This window comes from Paraburkholderia sediminicola, assembly GCF_046027355.1.
In the GTDB taxonomy this organism is placed as follows: Bacteria; Pseudomonadota; Gammaproteobacteria; order Burkholderiales; family Burkholderiaceae; genus Paraburkholderia; species Paraburkholderia sediminicola_B.
Window position 1 is genome coordinate 50,656 of sequence record NZ_JAQQEK010000042.1, and the last position, 17,474, is coordinate 68,129.

The 17,474-nt window shown below is 62.9% G+C and carries 16 protein-coding genes; 6 read left to right on the top strand and 10 right to left on the bottom strand.

Going from position 1 to position 17,474, the window contains the following annotated elements:
• Positions 1 to 299: 299 nt before the first annotated feature.
• Both PQR42_RS40055 and PQR42_RS40060 read right to left on the bottom strand, forming a co-directional pair.
• Positions 300 to 752 carry a hypothetical protein gene (locus PQR42_RS40055; RefSeq protein WP_408207330.1) on the bottom strand — a complete coding sequence of 151 codons (453 nt, stop codon included), beginning with the start codon at positions 750 to 752 and terminating at the stop codon, positions 300 to 302.
• Complete coding sequence (locus PQR42_RS40060) at positions 749 to 1,150, bottom strand: hypothetical protein (RefSeq protein WP_408391531.1); 402 nt, start codon at positions 1,148 to 1,150, stop codon at positions 749 to 751. Before PQR42_RS40060 ends, PQR42_RS40055 begins: the two co-directional genes overlap by 4 nt.
• 419 nt (positions 1,151 to 1,569) lie before the next feature.
• On the opposite strand from PQR42_RS40060, the gene PQR42_RS40065 reads away from it, so the two are divergent.
• On the top strand, positions 1,570 to 2,295 hold the full coding sequence (locus PQR42_RS40065; RefSeq protein ID WP_408207334.1) for a DeoR/GlpR family DNA-binding transcription regulator: 726 nt from the start codon (positions 1,570 to 1,572) through the stop codon (positions 2,293 to 2,295).
• 59 nt (positions 2,296 to 2,354) lie between these two features.
• On the opposite strand, the gene PQR42_RS40070 is transcribed toward PQR42_RS40065, so the two are convergent.
• From PQR42_RS40070 to deoC, 7 genes are all read right to left on the bottom strand, one after another.
• A complete protein-coding gene (locus PQR42_RS40070; protein WP_408207336.1) occupies positions 2,355 to 3,413 on the bottom strand; it encodes an ABC transporter permease in 1,059 nt (352 codons plus the stop codon).
• A 15-nt stretch (positions 3,414 to 3,428) separates the two neighbouring features.
• Positions 3,429 to 4,988 (bottom strand): sugar ABC transporter ATP-binding protein, encoded by a 1,560-nt coding sequence (locus PQR42_RS40075; protein WP_408391533.1) that lies wholly within the window; start codon positions 4,986 to 4,988, stop codon positions 3,429 to 3,431.
• Positions 4,989 to 5,065: 77 nt separating this feature from the next.
• The gene (locus PQR42_RS40080) at positions 5,066 to 6,070 is read right to left on the bottom strand and encodes an autoinducer 2 ABC transporter substrate-binding protein (protein WP_310815405.1); all 1,005 of its coding nucleotides are present in this window, start codon (positions 6,068 to 6,070) and stop codon (positions 5,066 to 5,068) included.
• 96 nt (positions 6,071 to 6,166) lie between these two features.
• Positions 6,167 to 7,234, bottom strand: coding sequence for an ABC transporter permease (locus PQR42_RS40085; protein ID WP_408207341.1), 1,068 nt, complete (start codon positions 7,232 to 7,234; stop codon positions 6,167 to 6,169).
• 34 nt (positions 7,235 to 7,268) lie between these two features.
• On the bottom strand, positions 7,269 to 8,255 hold the full coding sequence (rbsK, locus tag PQR42_RS40090; RefSeq protein WP_408391536.1) for a ribokinase: 987 nt from the start codon (positions 8,253 to 8,255) through the stop codon (positions 7,269 to 7,271).
• Between the two features lie 182 nt (positions 8,256 to 8,437).
• On the bottom strand, positions 8,438 to 10,828 hold the full coding sequence (locus PQR42_RS40095) for an aldehyde dehydrogenase family protein (RefSeq protein WP_408391538.1): 2,391 nt from the start codon (positions 10,826 to 10,828) through the stop codon (positions 8,438 to 8,440).
• A 16-nt stretch (positions 10,829 to 10,844) separates the two neighbouring features.
• Positions 10,845 to 11,855 carry a deoxyribose-phosphate aldolase gene (gene deoC, locus PQR42_RS40100; protein WP_408391540.1) on the bottom strand — a complete coding sequence of 337 codons (1,011 nt, stop codon included), beginning with the start codon at positions 11,853 to 11,855 and terminating at the stop codon, positions 10,845 to 10,847.
• Positions 11,856 to 12,106: 251 nt separating this feature from the next.
• Between deoC and PQR42_RS40105 the strand changes: the two genes are divergently transcribed.
• From PQR42_RS40105 to PQR42_RS40120, 4 genes are all read left to right on the top strand, one after another.
• Complete coding sequence (locus PQR42_RS40105) at positions 12,107 to 13,717, top strand: sugar ABC transporter ATP-binding protein (RefSeq protein ID WP_408391542.1); 1,611 nt, start codon at positions 12,107 to 12,109, stop codon at positions 13,715 to 13,717.
• Positions 13,714 to 14,715, top strand: a complete 1,002-nt coding sequence (locus tag PQR42_RS40110; protein ID WP_408207351.1) for an ABC transporter permease — start codon at positions 13,714 to 13,716, stop codon at positions 14,713 to 14,715. The genes PQR42_RS40105 and PQR42_RS40110 overlap by 4 nt, the downstream gene beginning before the upstream one ends.
• A gap of 62 nt (positions 14,716 to 14,777) precedes the next feature.
• Positions 14,778 to 15,923 (top strand): substrate-binding domain-containing protein, encoded by a 1,146-nt coding sequence (locus tag PQR42_RS40115; protein ID WP_408207353.1) that lies wholly within the window; start codon positions 14,778 to 14,780, stop codon positions 15,921 to 15,923.
• Between the two features lie 118 nt (positions 15,924 to 16,041).
• Positions 16,042 to 16,212 carry a hypothetical protein gene (locus tag PQR42_RS40120; RefSeq protein ID WP_165923918.1) on the top strand — a complete coding sequence of 57 codons (171 nt, stop codon included), beginning with the start codon at positions 16,042 to 16,044 and terminating at the stop codon, positions 16,210 to 16,212.
• Between the two features lie 143 nt (positions 16,213 to 16,355).
• On the opposite strand, the gene PQR42_RS40125 is transcribed toward PQR42_RS40120, so the two are convergent.
• The gene (locus PQR42_RS40125) at positions 16,356 to 16,643 is read right to left on the bottom strand and encodes a DUF4148 domain-containing protein (RefSeq protein WP_408391550.1); all 288 of its coding nucleotides are present in this window, start codon (positions 16,641 to 16,643) and stop codon (positions 16,356 to 16,358) included.
• Positions 16,644 to 16,949: 306 nt separating this feature from the next.
• Between PQR42_RS40125 and PQR42_RS40130 the strand changes: the two genes are divergently transcribed.
• Positions 16,950 to 17,474: efflux RND transporter permease subunit (locus tag PQR42_RS40130; RefSeq protein ID WP_408495267.1), on the top strand; the 525-nt coding region annotated here is incomplete at its 3' end.

Sequence of the window (17,474 nt, forward strand, 5' to 3'; positions counted from 1 at the left end):
TCAACTGAATGACAGAAACGCGTGTGAATCTGGGTGCGTTAGCATCGATATTATGGTGTGGGGATGAACACGGTGCGCGTCGCGCTGCTCACGTTCTTCCAATGCGAGCTCAACTCCGCGAGCGGGATGGCCTGGGTTGCGACCTGCAATCTGGCGGGTACGGCTACGTTGAATACCGCGTTCATCGTGTCGAGTAGCCGCGCGAAAGGAATGCGAGTTGAGCGACGTGATTGAACGCATCCCCGTGCTCGGTCAACTCGCTCGGGTTGATCGCGCGCTGCGCACGCTTGCTAGCCCTCTCACGGCGTGCAGTTCGCCCCCAACTTCACCTTGCGCTTGTCCAGTTGCAGACGGTTGCCGCTCAGTTTGACCTTGCCGGAAAACGAATCGCTCTTCCACTGGATCTTGCAGGTCGACGCATCGATCGCATAGACCACCTGCTCGCTGCCGGAATACGTGGAGACGAGAAGCTGCTTGCCGTTCGTATAAAGCGGCCGCTCGACGATGCTGACGTTCGGATCCACGGAGCACGATGCGCCGCCCGCACGGCTCAACGTGACCGGACCGAGCCAGGCTGTCGGACTATCCGTGCCGTCGCTCTGACCCAGATCGATCGACAGGTCGCCGACGCTGACCTTGCCTGTGCCGGGATTCACTTCGCTGTAGTGACACGATTGCGCCAAAGCAACTGGACCCGCGATTAACACACCGGCAACGGTCACGACCGCGCGCGTGATAAGACTCTGCTTCATGGTTTGATGGCGTAATACTGGACGTTCGCGAGATCCGCATGCGTCCAGGAAAAGTTAATGGCGGTGTTTTTCCGTCCGACGCCGCCATATCGGCCCCAATACGCAAGCGGATAAGGTTTCGATTGGCCCGGCATGATAATCACGACATGGCCGTGATGCGTCGCTTTCAATCCGGCAACCACCAGATAGCCGAGTCCGGCATACGCGACGGCCTTATCGGCATCCGAACCGAGTTGAGTCCACGGTGCGCGGCCAATGGTGTCGATAATGCTGTTCGCATCACCCGTCAACGTAATATCGAGGTCCGCGGCGACTGCCTTCAGGAAGCCGCTGCAATCGGCTTTCCATTGCGTCCAGTGGTTCTCGCATAGGGTTTTGATATTTTGTCCGCCAGCCATTATCGCTATCCGTTTCGCATGTGATGTTGTCAGTTTTTCTCCGGCCGCAAAAAAGCCGCGACGTAAGCGTTCGGATTATAACGAGGCTTACACAAATGTAAATGAATGAATGGCGTAGCGCTGTTTCGATTTAAAGAATGATGTATCCAATCCGAATGAGAACGCATTCCGCGCCACCGGCTGACCGCCAATAAAAGCCTCGCAACATTCAACAAATCGACGCAAAGAAAATCAGCGCCTGCGTGCCACGGCATCGGCGCGGATATGGACAACATCGGACAACATCGCGCCCGGTCACACCGACTGTTCTACCCGGCGACCGATATCTCGCTCGCCGTGCGCACCGCCTCTTGTTATAATTCTTTCACCAAATCGAACAAAACATAACGCCCCTCCACACACTGCGCGACAGGAGTTCCATGCTGAAACCCGACCGCCTCCGCGCCCTTGCCGATGCGCTGGCCAGGCAAAACGTGATGCGCCTGCGCGACGCCGCCGGCCTGCTGGGCGTTTCGGAAATGACTGTCCGGCGCGACATCGCCGGAAGTCCCGAGCGATTCACGTATCTCGGCGGCTATATCGTCAGCGCGACCGACGTACCCAATAACGCCGGCTATTCGCTCGAAGAAGAAAAAGACCACTTCGCGCAAGCCAAAGCCGAAGCGTCGGCGATCGCGGCGGGACTCATCGGCAATAACGAAACGCTGTTCATCGACTGCGGCACGACGCTCACCACGCTGGCCCGGCTGATTCCGGTCGAACGGCATGTCACGGTGGTGTGCTATTCGTTGAACGTCGCGGAGATTTTGCGGCGCAAACCCAATGTGCGGATGATTCTGCTGGGCGGCGTCTATGTGCCTTCTTCAGATTCGTTCGCAGGCGAAGAAAGTCTGGAGATGCTGCGCCGCATGGGCATCAACAAGGCGTTCATTTCCGCGGGCGGCGTGGACGCGGCGCGCGGCGTGACGTGCTGGAATTTTCATGAGGTCGCGCTCAAACAGGCGGCCATGGCCAGCGCGGTCGAGCGGCATCTGGTGGTGGACCAGAGCAAGTTCGGCGTTGTCAAAGCGGTGCGTTTTTCGCAAGTCGACGACTTCGACTCCATCATCACCGAGAAAGGCCAGGAACACCGCAAGCGCCGATAAGCGCGCTAGCCGCCTCTGCATTGCGGCGCCCGCAACGCAGAGGCCGCGCGTTCAATCAATCAGTTCTTCCGCTGCAAGGCGAATAGCGTCCCGGCGATCAGAATGAACGCGCCGATAATCACCTTCTGCCAGGTGCTCGGCACGCCCACCAGAATCAGCACGCTATTGATCAGCGTGACCAGCACCACGCCGAGCAACGTGCCGGCCACCGTCCCCGTGCCGCCCGTAATGCGCGCGCCGCCCAGAATCACAGCAGCGATCACATCGAGTTCCGTGCCCACCAGATCGAAAGGATTCGCAAGCCGGTTGTTCGATACGTGCAGAATGCCCGCGATGCCGGCGAGCATGCCGGTATAGCCGAACACGAACAGATGGATCGCGCGCAGGTTGTAGCCGAGCCGCTCGGCAATCGCGAGGCTGCCGCCCATCGCATAGACGCCGCGTCCCATCATCGTGCGATTCAGGAGCCACCACGTCACTATCGCGGCCGCCACCAGCGCAATCACCGACACCGGCAACACCGCGCGCAAGCCATCAGCCGTGTGATAGAAAAACAGCGGAATGCGGCCGAAGCGATCCATGCTGTGCGGAATGTTCATGAAGAACGTCGTGCCGATGAACGTCAGCAACAGCCCGCGATACAGATACTGCGTGCCGATCGTGACGATCAGCGAAGGCGCTTTCAGCCGATGCACCAGCAATCCATTGATCATACCGAGCACGATCCCGCCGAGCGCGCCCGTGATCAGGATCAGCGCGAACGGCGCGTCCGGCCACCACGCGAACACCGCCTTGGTGATGCCGTACATCGTCAGCGCGGCAATCGCGGTGAACGACACGTCGATCCCACCGGAGGCCAGCACCACCAGCGTGCCCAGCGCGAAAAGCGACATCGTGGTCGCCGAATGCAGCAGGTCGAACAGCGTCGCGACCTGGAAGAAGCGCGGATTGATCGCGCCGACAATCAGGCACGTCACCGCGATCAACGCGACGGTGAACCATTCGGGATTACGTGCGAGCTTGGCCCGCAAGCTCGGCGGCTTGACCTCGGGGGCGACTTCGACGACGGTCGGGGTGGTCATGGTCTGGTTCAGGCGCGAATCGATGCGCGAGTTCATGAGTAGGAACGTCCTTTATGCGGCTTCCGAAAGCAGCGCGTGATACAGATCGGCTTCGCTCAACGTGTCGGCCCGGTATTCGCTGGCCACACGCCCTTTCTTCATCATCAGGATGCGGTCGCAGTTCTGCAGCAGTTCTGGCAAATCGTCGCTGATCAGAATGATGCCGATGCCGCGTTGCGACAGGCGCTGCATGATGCGGTAAATGATGTCCTTCGAGCCGACGTCGACGCCGACCGTTGGTCCATGCAGGATCAGCACACGCGGGTCGATGGCGAGCCAGCGGCCGATCAGCACGCGCTGCTGGTTGCCGCCCGACAGCGATTGCACGGGCTTGTCGACGCCCGGCGTGGCGATCTGCAGATCCTTTACTGTCTGTTCCGCGAGCGCCTGCGCGCGGGTGCGGTCGATCTGGCCGAAGCGGTCGCGCAGGCTGGAGATCATCGCGGTGATCACGTTGTCGCGGATCGGCTTGTCGAGAAAAAGCCCTTCGTTCAGGCGGTCCTCCGGCACATAGCCGATGCGATGGTCCTTCGCGTCCGAGGGCGTGCGCAACGAAACGGCCTTGCCGTCAAGCGTCACCTGCCCGGATTGCGCCGGCGCGACGCCCGCGAGCGCGCGTGCGAGTTCGTTGCGGCCCGAATCGAGCAGCCCGGTAATGCCGAGAATCTCGCCGCCGTGCAGCGCGAACGACACATCGCTGAACTGGCCGGTGCGCGTATAACCTCGCACGTCGAGCACGACGTTGGGCTCGCATGCGCCTTCACGATAGCGTTCGTTCGACAGATGGCGTCCCGTCATCAGCTCGCTGATCTGCGCCTTGGTGAATTGCGCGATCGGCCCTTGCGCCATTTTCTGACCATCGCGCAGCACGATCACTTCGCCGCCGATCGCATAACACTCGTCGAGCTTGTGGCTCACGAACAGCACGGTGACGCCCTGCGAGCGCAGATTGGCGAGCACGGCAATCAGATTGTCGACTTCCTTCTGCGTGAGCGACGTGGTGGGCTCGTCCATGATGACGAACTTCGCCTCGCTGGCGATCGCGCGGGCAATCGCCACCAGCTGACGCGTGGCGAGCGGCAATTGCTCGATCAACGTCGCCTGAAACTCCGCGTTGCCGGGCAAGCCGACCGCTTCGAGCGCGCGCGCCGCGGTGCGCGCCAGCTCGCGCCGGTCGAAGGTGCGGGCCAGCTTCCCCGCGTGCGTGGCCAGCTCGGACGTGAGCGCGACGTTTTCGGCCACGTTCATGTTGGGCAGCAGGGAGAGGTCCTGGTAAACAGTTTCGATGCCGGCGGCGAGCGATTCGAGCGCGGAGAGCCGCGCATGCCGCACGCCTTCGATTACGAGCTCGCCTTCGTCGGGGGGCTGCGCGCCGGAGATGATCTTGATGAGCGTGCTTTTACCGCAACCGTTTTCGCCGAGCAGGTGATAGATCTGACCGCGCTCGAACGAGAGGCTCACGCCGCGCAACGCATGCACGCCGGTGAAGCGCTTGTGCACGCCGACAACCTGGAGAAACGGCTGCGACGCTTCGGACTGCGGTGACTTAGGTGAGGTTGCGTCTTGATTCATTGTGGCGAGTCACAGGTTGAGGCGTCCCCTTTCGAGGACGCCATGACACATGAAACAAAAACTAAAAGCCGCGAAGTTCAGAACGGATACTGCTTGTAGTTCGACTTGTCGACGTTCACCCAACCCTGGCCGCGCACGATGATGCCCTTGCCCGGACCCTTCGCGACCGTGACCTTCGTGTAGCCAGGAATGCCGAGGTCGGCGCCGTTCTCGACCGTCTTGCCGTCCACCAGCATCTGCGCGACCTTGTTCATCGCAATGCCCGCGAGCTTCGGATCCCAGAACGCGATACCGTTGATGGCGCCGCTTTCGAGGAACTTGCCGGCTTCAGTCGGCAGGCCCGTGCCGTAGACGCAGATCTTGCCTTGCATGCCGGCCTCTTCCACCGCGCGGCCAATGCCGATCACGTCGAGCGACGACGAGCCCTGGAAGCCCTTTAGGTCCGGGTGCTTGCGCAGCACTTCCTTCGCGACTTCATACGCGCGCTCGCCGTCGTTATTGGTTTCGAGCTTAGGCTCGACCAGGTTCATCTTCGGATATTTGGCCTTGGCGTTGCCGATGCCGCCGTCCGCCCATTGCACCTGCGAGCGGCTGCCGAGCGAGCCGACCAGCACGGCCCACTTGCCGTCGTCGTGCATGCACGAAGCGAGCCGCTCGTTCAGGCCGGCGCCGTAGGCGGTGTTGTCGAACGCCTCGATGTCGACCATCGTGTTCTTGGCGTTGTCGGCTTCATGCGTGACCACCTTGATGCCGCGATCCATCGCCTTCTTCAGCGCCGGTTCTAGCGTCGGCGGATCGTAGGGGACCACGGCAATGGCCGTCACTTTCTTGGCGATCAGATCTTCGATGATCTTCAGTTGCTGCGCCGCGTCCGCACGGCCAGGGCCGGTCTGATACGCGTTCACGTTGGGGTTGTCCTTGGCGAACTGCTTGACGCCGTCGTCCATCCGGTTGAACCAGTTGATGCCGGTTACCTTGACGACCGTAACGATCGTTTCGTTCGTGGCAGCCTGCGCGGCAGCGATCACGCCAACCGTCAGCGCGGCCGCTGCGAGCGCGGCACCCAGTCGAGTCAATTTCATGCAATGTCTCCTTTATCGTTCGATGTCGCCCACTTGATCGTCGCGGACAGCCAGGGCTCGTTGTCCGCCGCGTACTGAAACCTTGCTCGATCGCTGCTAACGTTTCGGCGTGGAAACGGCCGCGTTCGAAGCACCCGAACCCGAACCCGCGCCCGCCCCGCCGCCGAAGCCGAAGATCGCCCGCACCCGTTCGCCGCCCGCAAACGCGAGCGACAGCAGCAACAGAAAACCCCACGCGCAATCGCCGAAAAACTGCGACACGCCCATCAGGTTGAACAGGCTGGAGAGAAACTGCAGCACCGTCGCGGCGAAGAACACGCAGATGATGCGGCCATGCCCGCCGGCGGGATTCACGCCGCCCATCACCGCGATCAGGATCGCGATCAGCAGATAGGAGTTGCCGTAGTCCCATTTCGCGCTGGACGTATGCGTCGCGCTGATCAGCCCGGCCAGCGACGCGAGCACGCCGCACATCGCATAGGTCGTGATCAGCATGCGCGCGCGTGGAATGCCGGCGTAGAACGCCGCCTTGGGATTGGTGCCCATCAGATAGAGACGCAGGCCGAATGGACTGCGCTTGAGCAGCCACCCCAGCACGATCACCGCGGCGATAAAGATGCAGAACGCGATCGGCACCTGAAACACCGTACCGTTGCCGATATTCGACAACGGGTCCACGTAATCGACATGCACCGAGGCGCCGTTGCTGAGCACCACCGCGAAGCCGGTGAACAGCAGTTGCGTGCCGAGCGTGCAGAGAATCGGCGTGAGTCTGAGGCGTGCGATCACCACGCCGTTCAGCAACCCGCCGAGCAAGCCCATCGCCACCACGATCACGCAGAACAGCGACGTGTAGAGCGCGGGCGAATCGTCGCCGTTGACGAAGCGCGGCACGACCAGCGCGGCGACCATGCCGGACAGGTTCGCGAGCCCGACGCCGGACAGGTCGATGCCACCGTTGCCCGACACCATCGAGAGCATGATGCCGAGCGCGAGCAGACCGAGTTCGGGCAACTGGCCGCCCATCGACTGCAGATTGTCGATATCGACGAATTGGCCGCGCGAGAGCCACGTCGCGACCAGCACGACGAGCACGTTGACGATCAGCAGAAAATTCAGTTGCCGGTCGCCGAACAATTTTCCTGCGGTGAACGAAGACTTCATGGTGACGACATGCTCCTTCAGGCTTCGCAAACGGTCAGGATGATTGGGACACGCCGGCCGGCGGGTTTGGCTGGCTTGGCTGGCTCAACACTTGATTCACTTCGTCGAGCGTCGGCATGGAAGGCGCGGTGCCCGGACGCGTCACGGAAATGCCGGCGAGCGCGCAACCGAAACGCAGTGCGGTGATGGCGTCGTCGCCGCGCGCGAGCGCTGCCGCGAAGCCGCCCGTGAAGCCGTCGCCGGCGCCGGCGGTTTCCACCACGCGGCCGCAGTGGTAGGCGGGCACGAGGATCGATTGCGTCGCCGAATGCAGCAGCGCGCCGCCCTCGCCCAGCGTGACGATGACCGTGCCGACGCCCTTGGCGAGCAGCACGTCGGCGGCGCGGCGGGCGTCGTCGGCATTCGCGATCGGCACGCCGGTGAGCGCGGCCGCTTCGGTTTCATTCGGCGTGATGTAGTCGCACAGCGGGAAGATGGCGTCGTCGAGCGGCATGGCGGGCGCCGGATTGAACACGGTGATGACGCCGTGCCGGCGCGCCACTTCGAGTCCACGCCTGGCGGCTTCGAGCGGCTGTTCGAGTTGCGTGACGAACACGCGGGCGGCGGCGATGTCGGCTTCGATTGCGTCGACGTCGGCGGCTTCCATCGTGCCGGCCGCGCCGGAAGCGACGATGATCGCGTTCATGCCGGTGTTGTCGTCGACGAAGATGTGCGCCGCGCCGGTCGAGACGCCCTCGATCACCGACGCGCGCGCCGTGATGCCTTCAGCGGCCCAGGTGGCGCGTGCAATGGAACCGAACGCGTCGTTGCCGATGCGCGTGCAGAACACCACGTCCGCGCCGACACGCGCGGCCGCGACCGCCTGATTCGAGCCCTTGCCGCCCGGCCCCATCGCGAACGCCGTGCCCGCGATGGTTTCGCCGATCTGCGGCATGCGTCCGGCGCGAAACGTCAGATCGGTGACGTAGATGCCGAGAATGACGACGCGTCCCTTTCCGTTTGGTTGCGCAGACGTGTTCATGCGTGTTCCCCTTGCTCCTGAACAGCCGGGTTCAAGGGGATGTCCTTCGATGCCTGAAATGCGCGCGGCACCTCGGCATCAAACAGCGAATCCAGATTCTTCAGCACGTTGTCTCCTCCATTTTCTGGTTGGCGTGCGTGTCTTTACTTTAAGACGTTTGGTACGGCTGCCGGCTTGGCCGGTCAGTCTCCGTACGGTATCCAGATGTTCTTGACCTGCACGGCCTGGCGCAGGAACGGCCGCCCTTCGCTCGAACGGTCGAACCAGTCGAACTGGCGGCCGTGATCGACAAAGGTCCGCTTCAGATTGCCGACCGATTCGCGCTCGACCAGCGTCGAATCCGCCGCGCTACCGAAGCACCAGACCGCATCGACATCGTCGTGTTTGACGAGTGCGGGCAGCAATGCGCCGCGTTCGCCCGTGACGATGTTCAGCACGCCGCCGGGCACGTCGGACGTCTCGGCCACCTGATAGAAGTCAGTGACCGTGAGCGGCGACGCCTCACTGGGCAGCACCACCACGCGATTGCCCATCGCCAGCGCAGGCGCCGCCAGCGAAACGAAGCCGAGCAGTGGCGCTTCGTCCGGGCAGGCGATGCCGATCACGCCGAGCGGCTCATGCATGGCCAGCGCGACGCCGCGCAACGGCGGCGTGTGCACGGCGCCGTCGAACTTGTCGGCCCATGCCGCGTAAGTGAAAAGACGTTGCACCGAGGCGTCCACTTCGGCGCGCGCGGCGGCTTCCGTCGCACCGTTTCGCACGACGAGTTGGCGCACGAATTCTTCCGCGCGCACGGCCAGGTTTTCCGCCAGATAGAACAGCACTTGCGCGCGGTTATGCGTGCTCGCCTGCGACCACTTCTGCGCCGCGCGCGCCGCTTCGACCGCGTTACGGATGTCCTTGCGATTGCCCGCGGCCACTTCGCCGACGGGTGTGCCGTCCGGCGCATGCACCGGCAGCGAATAACCGCTGTCCGGACGCGCCTGCTTGCCGCCGATAAACAGCTTCGCGGTGCGATCGATCGACGTCACGTTCGACAACGGATCGAGCGTGGCCGGGTTGTTCGTAGCGGCTTGCGCCGTCCGACGCTCCGCAAGATTGAGCCAGGCGCGCGGTTTCAGATATTCGTAGATGCCCTCACGCCCGCCTTCGCGGCCATAGCCCGATTCGCGATAGCCGCCGAAGCCGACCGCCGCGTCGAACAGATTCGTCGCGTTGATCCAGACGACGCCACTTGCGAGCCGCGGCGCGACATCGAGCGCGCGGCCGATGGTTTCGCTCCACACGCTCGCGGCGAGTCCGTAACGCGAGTTGTTGGCGAGCGCGATCGCTTCATCGGGCGTGCGAAAGCTCATCGTCACCAGTACCGGCCCGAAGATTTCTTCTTGTGCCAGCGTGGAGGCCGGGGCTACGCCAGTTACGAGCGTCGGCGGATAAAAGCAGCCGTTAGAAGGCATCGTCGTATCAGGCGACTGCCACACCGAGCAGCCTTCACGGCGGCCGGTTTCCACCAGTGACTGAATGCGTTCGAGTTGTACCGGATCGACGATCGCGCCAAGGTCGATGCTCTTGTCGAGCGACGTGCCCACGCGCAGCGTCTCCATGCGCCGTTTCAATTTAGCGATGAAGCGCGCCTCGATGCCTTCCTGCACGAGCAGCCGCGAGCCCGCGCAACACACCTGCCCCTGGTTGAACCAGATCGCGTCGACGACGCCTTCGACCGCGCCGTCGAGATCCGCGTCGTCGAAGACGATGAAGGGCGACTTGCCGCCGAGTTCGAGCGTCAGAGATTTGCCCGAGCCAGCCGTGGCCGAACGGATCAGCCTGCCCACTTCGGTCGAACCGGTGAATGCAATCTTGTCGACTTGCGGATGCTCGACCAAAGCCGCGCCAGTGCGTCCGTCGCCCGTGACGACGTTCAGCACGCCAGCGGGCAAGCCCGCGCGATGCGCGAGCTCCGCGAACAGCAACGCGGTGAGCGGCGTGTACTCAGCGGGCTTCAACACGACGCAATTGCCCATCGCAATCGCCGGCGCGATCTTCCACGCTAGCATCAGCAGCGGGAAATTCCACGGCACGATCTGACCGACCACACCGAGCGGCGCGTAATCGGCGAACTCGCTCTCCTGCAACTGCGCCCAGCCCGCGTGATGCAGGAAGTGACGCGCGACGAGCGGCACGTCGATGTCGCGCGTTTCGCGGATCGGCTTGCCGTTGTCGAGCGCTTCGAGCACGGCGAAGAGGCGGCTATGACGCTGCACCATGCGGGCAAGCGCATACAGATGCCTCGCCCGTCCGGCTCCGCCCAGCGCGAGCCAGCCCGGCTGCGCGGCGCGCGCGGCAGCCACTGCGGCGTCGATATCGGCCTCGTCGCCCTGAGCGATGTCCGCGAGTTGCTCGCCCGTTGCGGGCGCGTGCGACGCGAAGCGCTCACCGGCCGCGGGCGCATGCCACGCCCCGCCGATGAAATGCCCGAAGCTGCCCTCATGCTGCGCCAGCCAGGCGCGCGCGGGTTGATCGTCCTCGGGTGCGGGACCGTACTCCATCGATGAAAAATACTCGGCTACGCTCATGGGATCGGTCTTCTGTTCAGGCTACGGGGTGACGGTTGAAAGCGGAGTAACGGCCGCTCACGTAATGTTCCAGCTGGCGTTCGATATCGGCCAGCAGGCTCGATGCGCCGATCCGGAAGAGTTCCGGTTCGAGCCACGCACGGCCGAGTTCTTCCTTCATCAGGATCTGGTACGTCAGCACCGACTTCGCGCTCGACACGCCACCCGCCGGCTTGAAGCCGATGAGCACGCCGGTGCGCTCCTGGTATTCGCGGATCATGCGCACCATCACGAGCGAGACGTCCAGCGTCGCGTTGACGCCTTCCTTGCCGGTGGACGTCTTGATGAAGTCGGCGCCGGCCATCATGCAGACCATCGACGCGCGCGCCACGTTCGAAAGCGTGCGGATGTCGCCGGTGGCGAGGATGGTCTTCAGATGCGCCGGGCCGCAGGCCGCGCGGAAGTCGCGCACTTCGTCGTAGAGCGCCTGCCAGTTGCCGGTCAGCACATATTCACGTGTGACGACGATGTCGATTTCCTGCGCGCCGTCCGCGACGGACGCTTCGATCTCTTTCAGCTTCAACGGATGCGGGATCAGGCCGGCGGGAAAACCCGTGGAGACCGCGGCAACCGGAATGCCGCTGCCCTGCAGCGCATCGACCGCCGCCGCGACGAACCGGTGATACACGCAGACCGCGCCCGTCGTGATGCCTTGCGGTGCGATGCCGAGCGCTTCGAGCAGATCGGCGCGCACCGGTTGCCGTGCTTTCGCGCAGAGCCGACGCACGCGGCCTTCGGTGTCGTCGCCGTTGAGCGTGGTGAGGTCGATGCAGGTGACGGCTTTGAGCAGCCAGGCCGCCTGCGCATCTTTCTTGACGCTGCGGCGCGTGCCGAGCGTGGCGGTGCGCCGTTCCACCGCGGATTGATTGACGCGCAGGCCGTCGAGCCAGGACGCGTCGAACGGCATACCCGGATTGCGTTCGGGATGGATGATCGGTGTGCCGCGCAGCGCGACGACCGATGAAGACTGCAATGGGGCTTCTGGCATAAGACATCCGAAAATATGATGCGACGCACAACAGCCGCCGACAATTTGTTCGCACTTATGCTACAACGATTGATAGAATCATAACAAGCTTTGCGAGCAATCGTTACACGAGTTAGCGATAAAGCCCGGCGAACGCCCGTGAATGTTATTGACGCACCATATTCATGATGCGAAGATCACAACACGGTTTCGGCCGGATAGCGTGATACAAAGAAAAGAATGTCGTCGCGTGGACGAAGGAGACATGCCAGATGAGTGAGCCGGTTGCGGTCGCGGCCGCGTCATCGCCTCAGGTTCCATTGATCCGTGTTGCGGGCGTCACCAAGCGATTTGGCGGCGTGCAAGCGCTGCGCGGCGTCAACCTCGAAGTGTTGCCCGGCGAAGTCCACGCCCTGCTCGGCGAAAACGGCGCGGGCAAATCCACGCTGATCAAGATCCTCAGCGGCGTGCATGCGTACGACGACGGCGTCATCGAAATCGCCGGCCAGACAGTGGCGTTCGACTCGCCGGCGCAATCGCGCGACGCCGGTGTCGCCGTGGTCTACCAGGATTTGAGTCTCGTCGAATCACTGTCGGTCGGCGCCAATCTCATGTTGGGCCGCGAGCCGCGCACGCGTCTGGGCTTCGTGAAGAACCGCCAGCTCATGGCCACGGTCGGCGAATTTCTGCGCTCGCATGGCATTCCACTTGATCCGAAAGTGCCGGTCGGCTCGCTGCCCTTCGCGTACCGGCAAATGACCGAGATCTGCAAGGCCCTGATGGGCGAAGTGCGTGTGCTCATTCTCGATGAACCCACTTCCGCGCTGACCGGTGGCGAGGAACAGATTCTGTTCGACGCGATTCGCGCGGTCACGGCTCGCGGCGTGGGCGTGATCTACGTGACGCATCGGTTGAACGAGGTGTTCCGGATTTCGCAGCGTGTCACGGTGTTTCGTGACGGCGCGAATGCCGGCACGTTCACGACGGCGCAAACGGATATGAAGCAACTGGTGGCGGCGATCGTCGGTCCCGCTCATGCCGCGTTGCAAGCACGGCAAAAAACCGCGGTGGGCGATGCAGCGGTCGCCACAACGGCAAGCGCGTTGGCAATTTCCGAAGAAGATGCCGGCGCTGCGCCCGTGCTGAAGTTGTCGAACGTCAGCAACGACCGCCTGCATCACATCGACCTCGTGCTTCGCCGCGGCGAAATCCACGGACTCGCGGGGTTGATCGGCAGCGGACGCACCGAGATTCTGCAAACCATCTTCGGCCTTCGCGCCGTCGATGCCGGCGCCATCGAGATCGACGGCCGAACGCGTTCGCGCATCACGCCCGCCGAGGCCATTCAACTCGGCGTGGCGTTGGTGCCGGAGGATCGTCATCTCGAAGGGCTCGTGCTCGATCATTCGATCGAACGCAATCTGACGCTGCCGCGCTTGCCGCATTTTTCCCGCTGGGGATGGTTGCGCAGCCAGGCCGCCGTTCAGCAGGCGAAGCGTTCCATGAAAGAGCTGGCCGTCAAGGCACCCAACTCCTCCACCGCGGTCAAGTTTCTATCCGGCGGCAATCAGCAGAAAGTCGTCTTTGCGAAGTGGAATCATCCGCGGCCCAAGCTGCTCATGCTCGACGAACCGACCGTCGGCGTCGACGTCGGCGCGCGCGAGGAAATCTACGGCGTGGTGAACGACGCCGCGCAGGCGGGCACCGGCGTGCTCATCGTGTCCTCGGACCTCGATGAACTCTTGCGCCTGTGCGACCGGATTTCGATTGTCGCGGACGGCTGCATCGTCAACACCGTCGAGCGCGCCGAACTCGCCAATGCCGAAGCGCTGCATCACCTGATCCAACTTTCCCGTTCTTCCCTCGAGGCGTCTGCAACATGAATGAATCTGTCTCGCCGCTGACGGCCGAACGGCAGGCATCGCCGCCGCAGAAAAGCCGTATGCGGCGCATCGCGCAAGCCCTGCTGCAAGGCGACCGGCCTTATGCGCTGTATGCCGCGTTCGCGATTCTGCTGGTGGTGTTCAGCTTCGCGTCGCCGTGGTTTTTGTCCATCGACAACTTCCTGAATATCGGCCGGCAAACCGCGCTCGTCTCGATCATCGCGATCGGCATGACCTTCGTGATCATCGCGCGGCAGATCGATCTGTCGGTGGGGTCGACGCTGGCGCTCTCGGGCATGTCCGCGGCGCTCGCCATGACGTATGTGGGCAACAACTGGGTCATCGGCGCGATTGCCGGCATCGGCACCGGCGCGATCGTCGGCGCGATCAACGGGATCGTGACCACGCGGGTCAACATTCCTTCGTTTCTGGTCACGCTCGGCACCTTGAGCGCAGCACGCGGACTCGCGCTGATGGTCACGACCACCAAGCCCGTGATCATCGACAACGACTCGTTCATCTCGATCTTCGGCGAAGGCGACATTTTCGGCGTGCCGGTGCCGATCATCTGGACGCTGCTCGCCGTGATCGCCGGCATTCTGCTGCTGCACTACAGCGTGTTCGGCCGGCAGATCTATGCGGCCGGCGGCAATCCGACGGCGGCGCTGTATTCGGGCATCAACACGCGGCGCGTGACCACCCTCGCCTTCATTCTCACCGGCATGTTGGCCGGACTCGCCGCCCTCGTGCTCTCGGCGCGCTCGCATGCGGCGCGGCCCGACGTCGTGCAAGGCATGGAGCTGGATGTGATCGCCTCCGTCACGCTCGGCGGCTGCAGTCTGTTCGGCGGCCGCGGCTTCGTGCTGGGGACGCTGCTCGGCAGTTTGATCATCGGCACGCTCAATAACGGGCTGGTCCTGCTCGGTGTGAGTTCGTCGCTGCAACTGGTGATCAAGGGCGTGATTATCGTCGCTGCGGTTGCATTCACGAGAAAGTAATGAGGAAGTAGTTCGGACGTGAAGACGTGAAGTACAGACACGAAGACCAACGGAGGAGAGACATGAAACAGCGTCGTGGTTCAAGGATAGCGTTAGCCAGTGTCATGGCGGCGGCCGCCGTCGCTTGCCTGGCTTCATCGGGCGCGCAAGCGCAATGCGTGACCAGCCTGCCCGCGGGATCGATCGGCCCGAAGACGATCGTCGGGCAAGGACCGAACGGCGAAAAAGCCGCGTCGGTGGATGCCGTGAAGTTGACCGACGCCGACATCGCCAAGATCAAGGCCGGCAAGTTCAAGGTCGGCATTTCGATGCAGACCATGAATCTCGACTGGTCGCAACTGCAGGTGCAAGGCATCACGGATACGCTGAAGAAGTACGGCGTGGAAGTGATCGGCACGGCCTCGGCCGAATATCAGGTCGACAAGCAGATCGCCGATATCGAGAACACGATCCAGCGCCATCCGAACGGGATCATCTCGATTCCGGTCGACGGCACGGCGACGGCCGCCACCTACAAGAAAGTGTCCGCGGCCGGCATCAAGCTCGTGTTCATGGACAACGTGCCGACCGGTCTCAAGCATCCGGAGGAATACTCGGCGATGATCTCGGCGGACAGTGAAGGCAACGGCCAGATCGCGGCGAAAGTGCTCGCCTCGTGCGTGCCGCAAGGCGCGACGGTCGGGCTCGTGAATTTCGGCGTGGACTACTTCAGCACGACGGAGCGCACCAAGGCTGTCAACGACTGGCTGAAGAAAAACCGTCCGGACATCAAGATCAAGCAGGTCGCTTTCACGGATCCGTCCAAGGTCGGGCAGATCGCGGGCGACTTCCTCACCGGCAATCCTGACGTGAAGGGCCTGTTCGCCGTCTGGGATCAACCGGCGCTCGACACGCTCACGTCGATGCGCGCGCAAGGCGTGAATATTCCCATGACGACGGTCGATCTCGGCTTGCAGTCCGCGATCGAAATCGCCAAGGGCGGACCGCTGAAGGCCACCGGCTCGCAGCGTCCGTACGATCAAGGCGTCGCCGAAGCCATGGCGATGATGAAGGCGCTCATCGGCCAAACGCCGCCGGCGTGGATCGGCGTGCAATCGTTGCCGGTGATTCAGTCGAACGTGCTCGAGTCTTATAAGACCGTGTTCAAGAAGGATCCGCCGCCGCAGTTGGCGGAGGCGTGCAAGAAGGCCGCGCCGGCTTGCGGGTAACAGGTAGGTTTTGAGTGGGTTCTTCTTGCGCTCCCGAACGCCGGCCGCCCAAGCCGGCGTCGGGCGCGAATCCTGCTACTCGATAGACCTACTACGTCGACTCGAACAAGGAGAAAAGATGACCCTGCTCATATATCTGGTTGGCTGGATCATTCTGATCGGCGGCGTGTCCTGGGGATTGATGGCCATGCACGTCGCTCAACATACGATTGCCATCGTGGCGGTCATTCTGCTCGGCGTCGCGGTCATTACGGGCGCGACGCGGGCGCGCAACCGCGACCGTTCGTAGCGTCGACAATCTGTTTCGCCGGCGGGAAGCAGTCTGTTCGACGCGACGGCAAATCGCGCGGCCGACGTCTCCCGGCGATCGGCGATCGAGGTTGCATGGCGACCGGCCGACTACACGAGTGGCTTGACCGGCTCGCCCTCGCCTCAATTCGAAGCCGACTCCGTATGCGCTGCCGGCATTTGCGCCGTGCGCACCGCGCCGGCGTCATCCGTGCCGTGCTCGATCGCATACAGCTCGCGATTTCGCGCTACTTCGGCCGCCGTCGGCGGATAGTCGTCATCGTGCGTCGGCACCAGTCCTTCGGCCTGGGCCTGCTGCAGCTGCGCCATCACATCTGCGCGCGTCAGACCTGACGTGCTGGTTTGCGCGAAGGCATTCGCGCCGAACGCCAGGCTGAGTGCGGTGACGGCAACAGCGTTAAGCAATTTCATGATGTTTCTCCGGGTAGGGGCAAGCAATGACTGGGTTGAACCATGCTTCCCATTCTTGTCATTTCCCCTGTCCGGGCACTGACCTTCAGATTACCGTTCTGTTATGTAGGCACGCACGGCGAATCACCACGCGAGGTCAGGTCCCCGCGCCTTCGCATCACCGCCCACATAACAGAACGGTAATCTAGCCGACGGCAGCCCGTCAGCGCCGCTACACCACACTCCTGACTCACGAAGCCCGCGTCACGCGCCCCCGCAGCACTGCAGCGACGCGTGCCTCCATCGGCCTCTTTTCAGGAACCCGTCATGTGGATAGTCAGGCTGGCGCTGAGCCGCCCTTATACCTTCGTGGTCCTCGCCGTGCTGATCTTTATCGTCGGCCCGCTGGCGATACTGCGCACGCCGACCGATATCTTTCCGAACATCGATATTCCGGTGGTCAGCATCGTCTGGAGCTATAACGGCTTTTCCGCCCAGGACATGGCCAATCGCATCACGTCGAACTACGAGCGCGCGCTGACCTCGGACGTCGACGATATCGAGCACATCGAGTCGCAATCGCTGAACGGCGTCTCCGTGGTGAAGATCTTTTTCCATCCGGGCGCGGACATCAATCGCGCGATCGCCGAGGCGGCGTCCAATTCGGCGTCGATCCTGCGCGTGCTGCCACCCGGCACGTTGCCGCCGAACATCATTACGTACAACGCGTCGACGGTGCCGATCCTGCAACTCGGCCTGTCCAGCAACACGCTTTCCGAACAGCAACTCTACGATCTCGGCAATAGCCAGATCCGCACGCAACTGGCGACGGTGCAAGGCGCGTCCGTGCCA

Bases quoted from the DNA above. Each gene is read 5' to 3' on its own strand.
- PQR42_RS40080 (WP_310815405.1), bottom strand. From the start codon at position 6,070: ATGAAATTGACTCGACTGGGTGCCGCGCTCGCAGCGGCCGCGCTGACG.
- PQR42_RS40115 (WP_408207353.1), top strand. From the start codon at position 14,778: ATGAAACAGCGTCGTGGTTCAAGGATAGCGTTAGCCAGTGTCATGGCG.
- PQR42_RS40110 (WP_408207351.1), top strand. From the start codon at position 13,714: ATGAATGAATCTGTCTCGCCGCTGACGGCCGAACGGCAGGCATCGCCG.
- PQR42_RS40075 (WP_408391533.1), bottom strand. From the start codon at position 4,988: ATGAATCAAGACGCAACCTCACCTAAGTCACCGCAGTCCGAAGCGTCG.
- rbsK (WP_408391536.1), bottom strand. From the start codon at position 8,255: ATGAACACGTCTGCGCAACCAAACGGAAAGGGACGCGTCGTCATTCTC.
- PQR42_RS40105 (WP_408391542.1), top strand. From the start codon at position 12,107: ATGAGTGAGCCGGTTGCGGTCGCGGCCGCGTCATCGCCTCAGGTTCCA.
- PQR42_RS40085 (WP_408207341.1), bottom strand. From the start codon at position 7,234: ATGAAGTCTTCGTTCACCGCAGGAAAATTGTTCGGCGACCGGCAACTG.
- PQR42_RS40070 (WP_408207336.1), bottom strand. From the start codon at position 3,413: ATGAACTCGCGCATCGATTCGCGCCTGAACCAGACCATGACCACCCCG.
- PQR42_RS40065 (WP_408207334.1), top strand. From the start codon at position 1,570: ATGCTGAAACCCGACCGCCTCCGCGCCCTTGCCGATGCGCTGGCCAGG.
- deoC (WP_408391540.1), bottom strand. From the start codon at position 11,855: ATGCCAGAAGCCCCATTGCAGTCTTCATCGGTCGTCGCGCTGCGCGGC.
- PQR42_RS40125 (WP_408391550.1), bottom strand. From the start codon at position 16,643: ATGAAATTGCTTAACGCTGTTGCCGTCACCGCACTCAGCCTGGCGTTC.
- PQR42_RS40060 (WP_408391531.1), bottom strand. From the start codon at position 1,150: ATGGCTGGCGGACAAAATATCAAAACCCTATGCGAGAACCACTGGACG.
- PQR42_RS40055 (WP_408207330.1), bottom strand. From the start codon at position 752: ATGAAGCAGAGTCTTATCACGCGCGCGGTCGTGACCGTTGCCGGTGTG.
- PQR42_RS40095 (WP_408391538.1), bottom strand. From the start codon at position 10,828: ATGAGCGTAGCCGAGTATTTTTCATCGATGGAGTACGGTCCCGCACCC.
- PQR42_RS40120 (WP_165923918.1), top strand. From the start codon at position 16,042: ATGACCCTGCTCATATATCTGGTTGGCTGGATCATTCTGATCGGCGGC.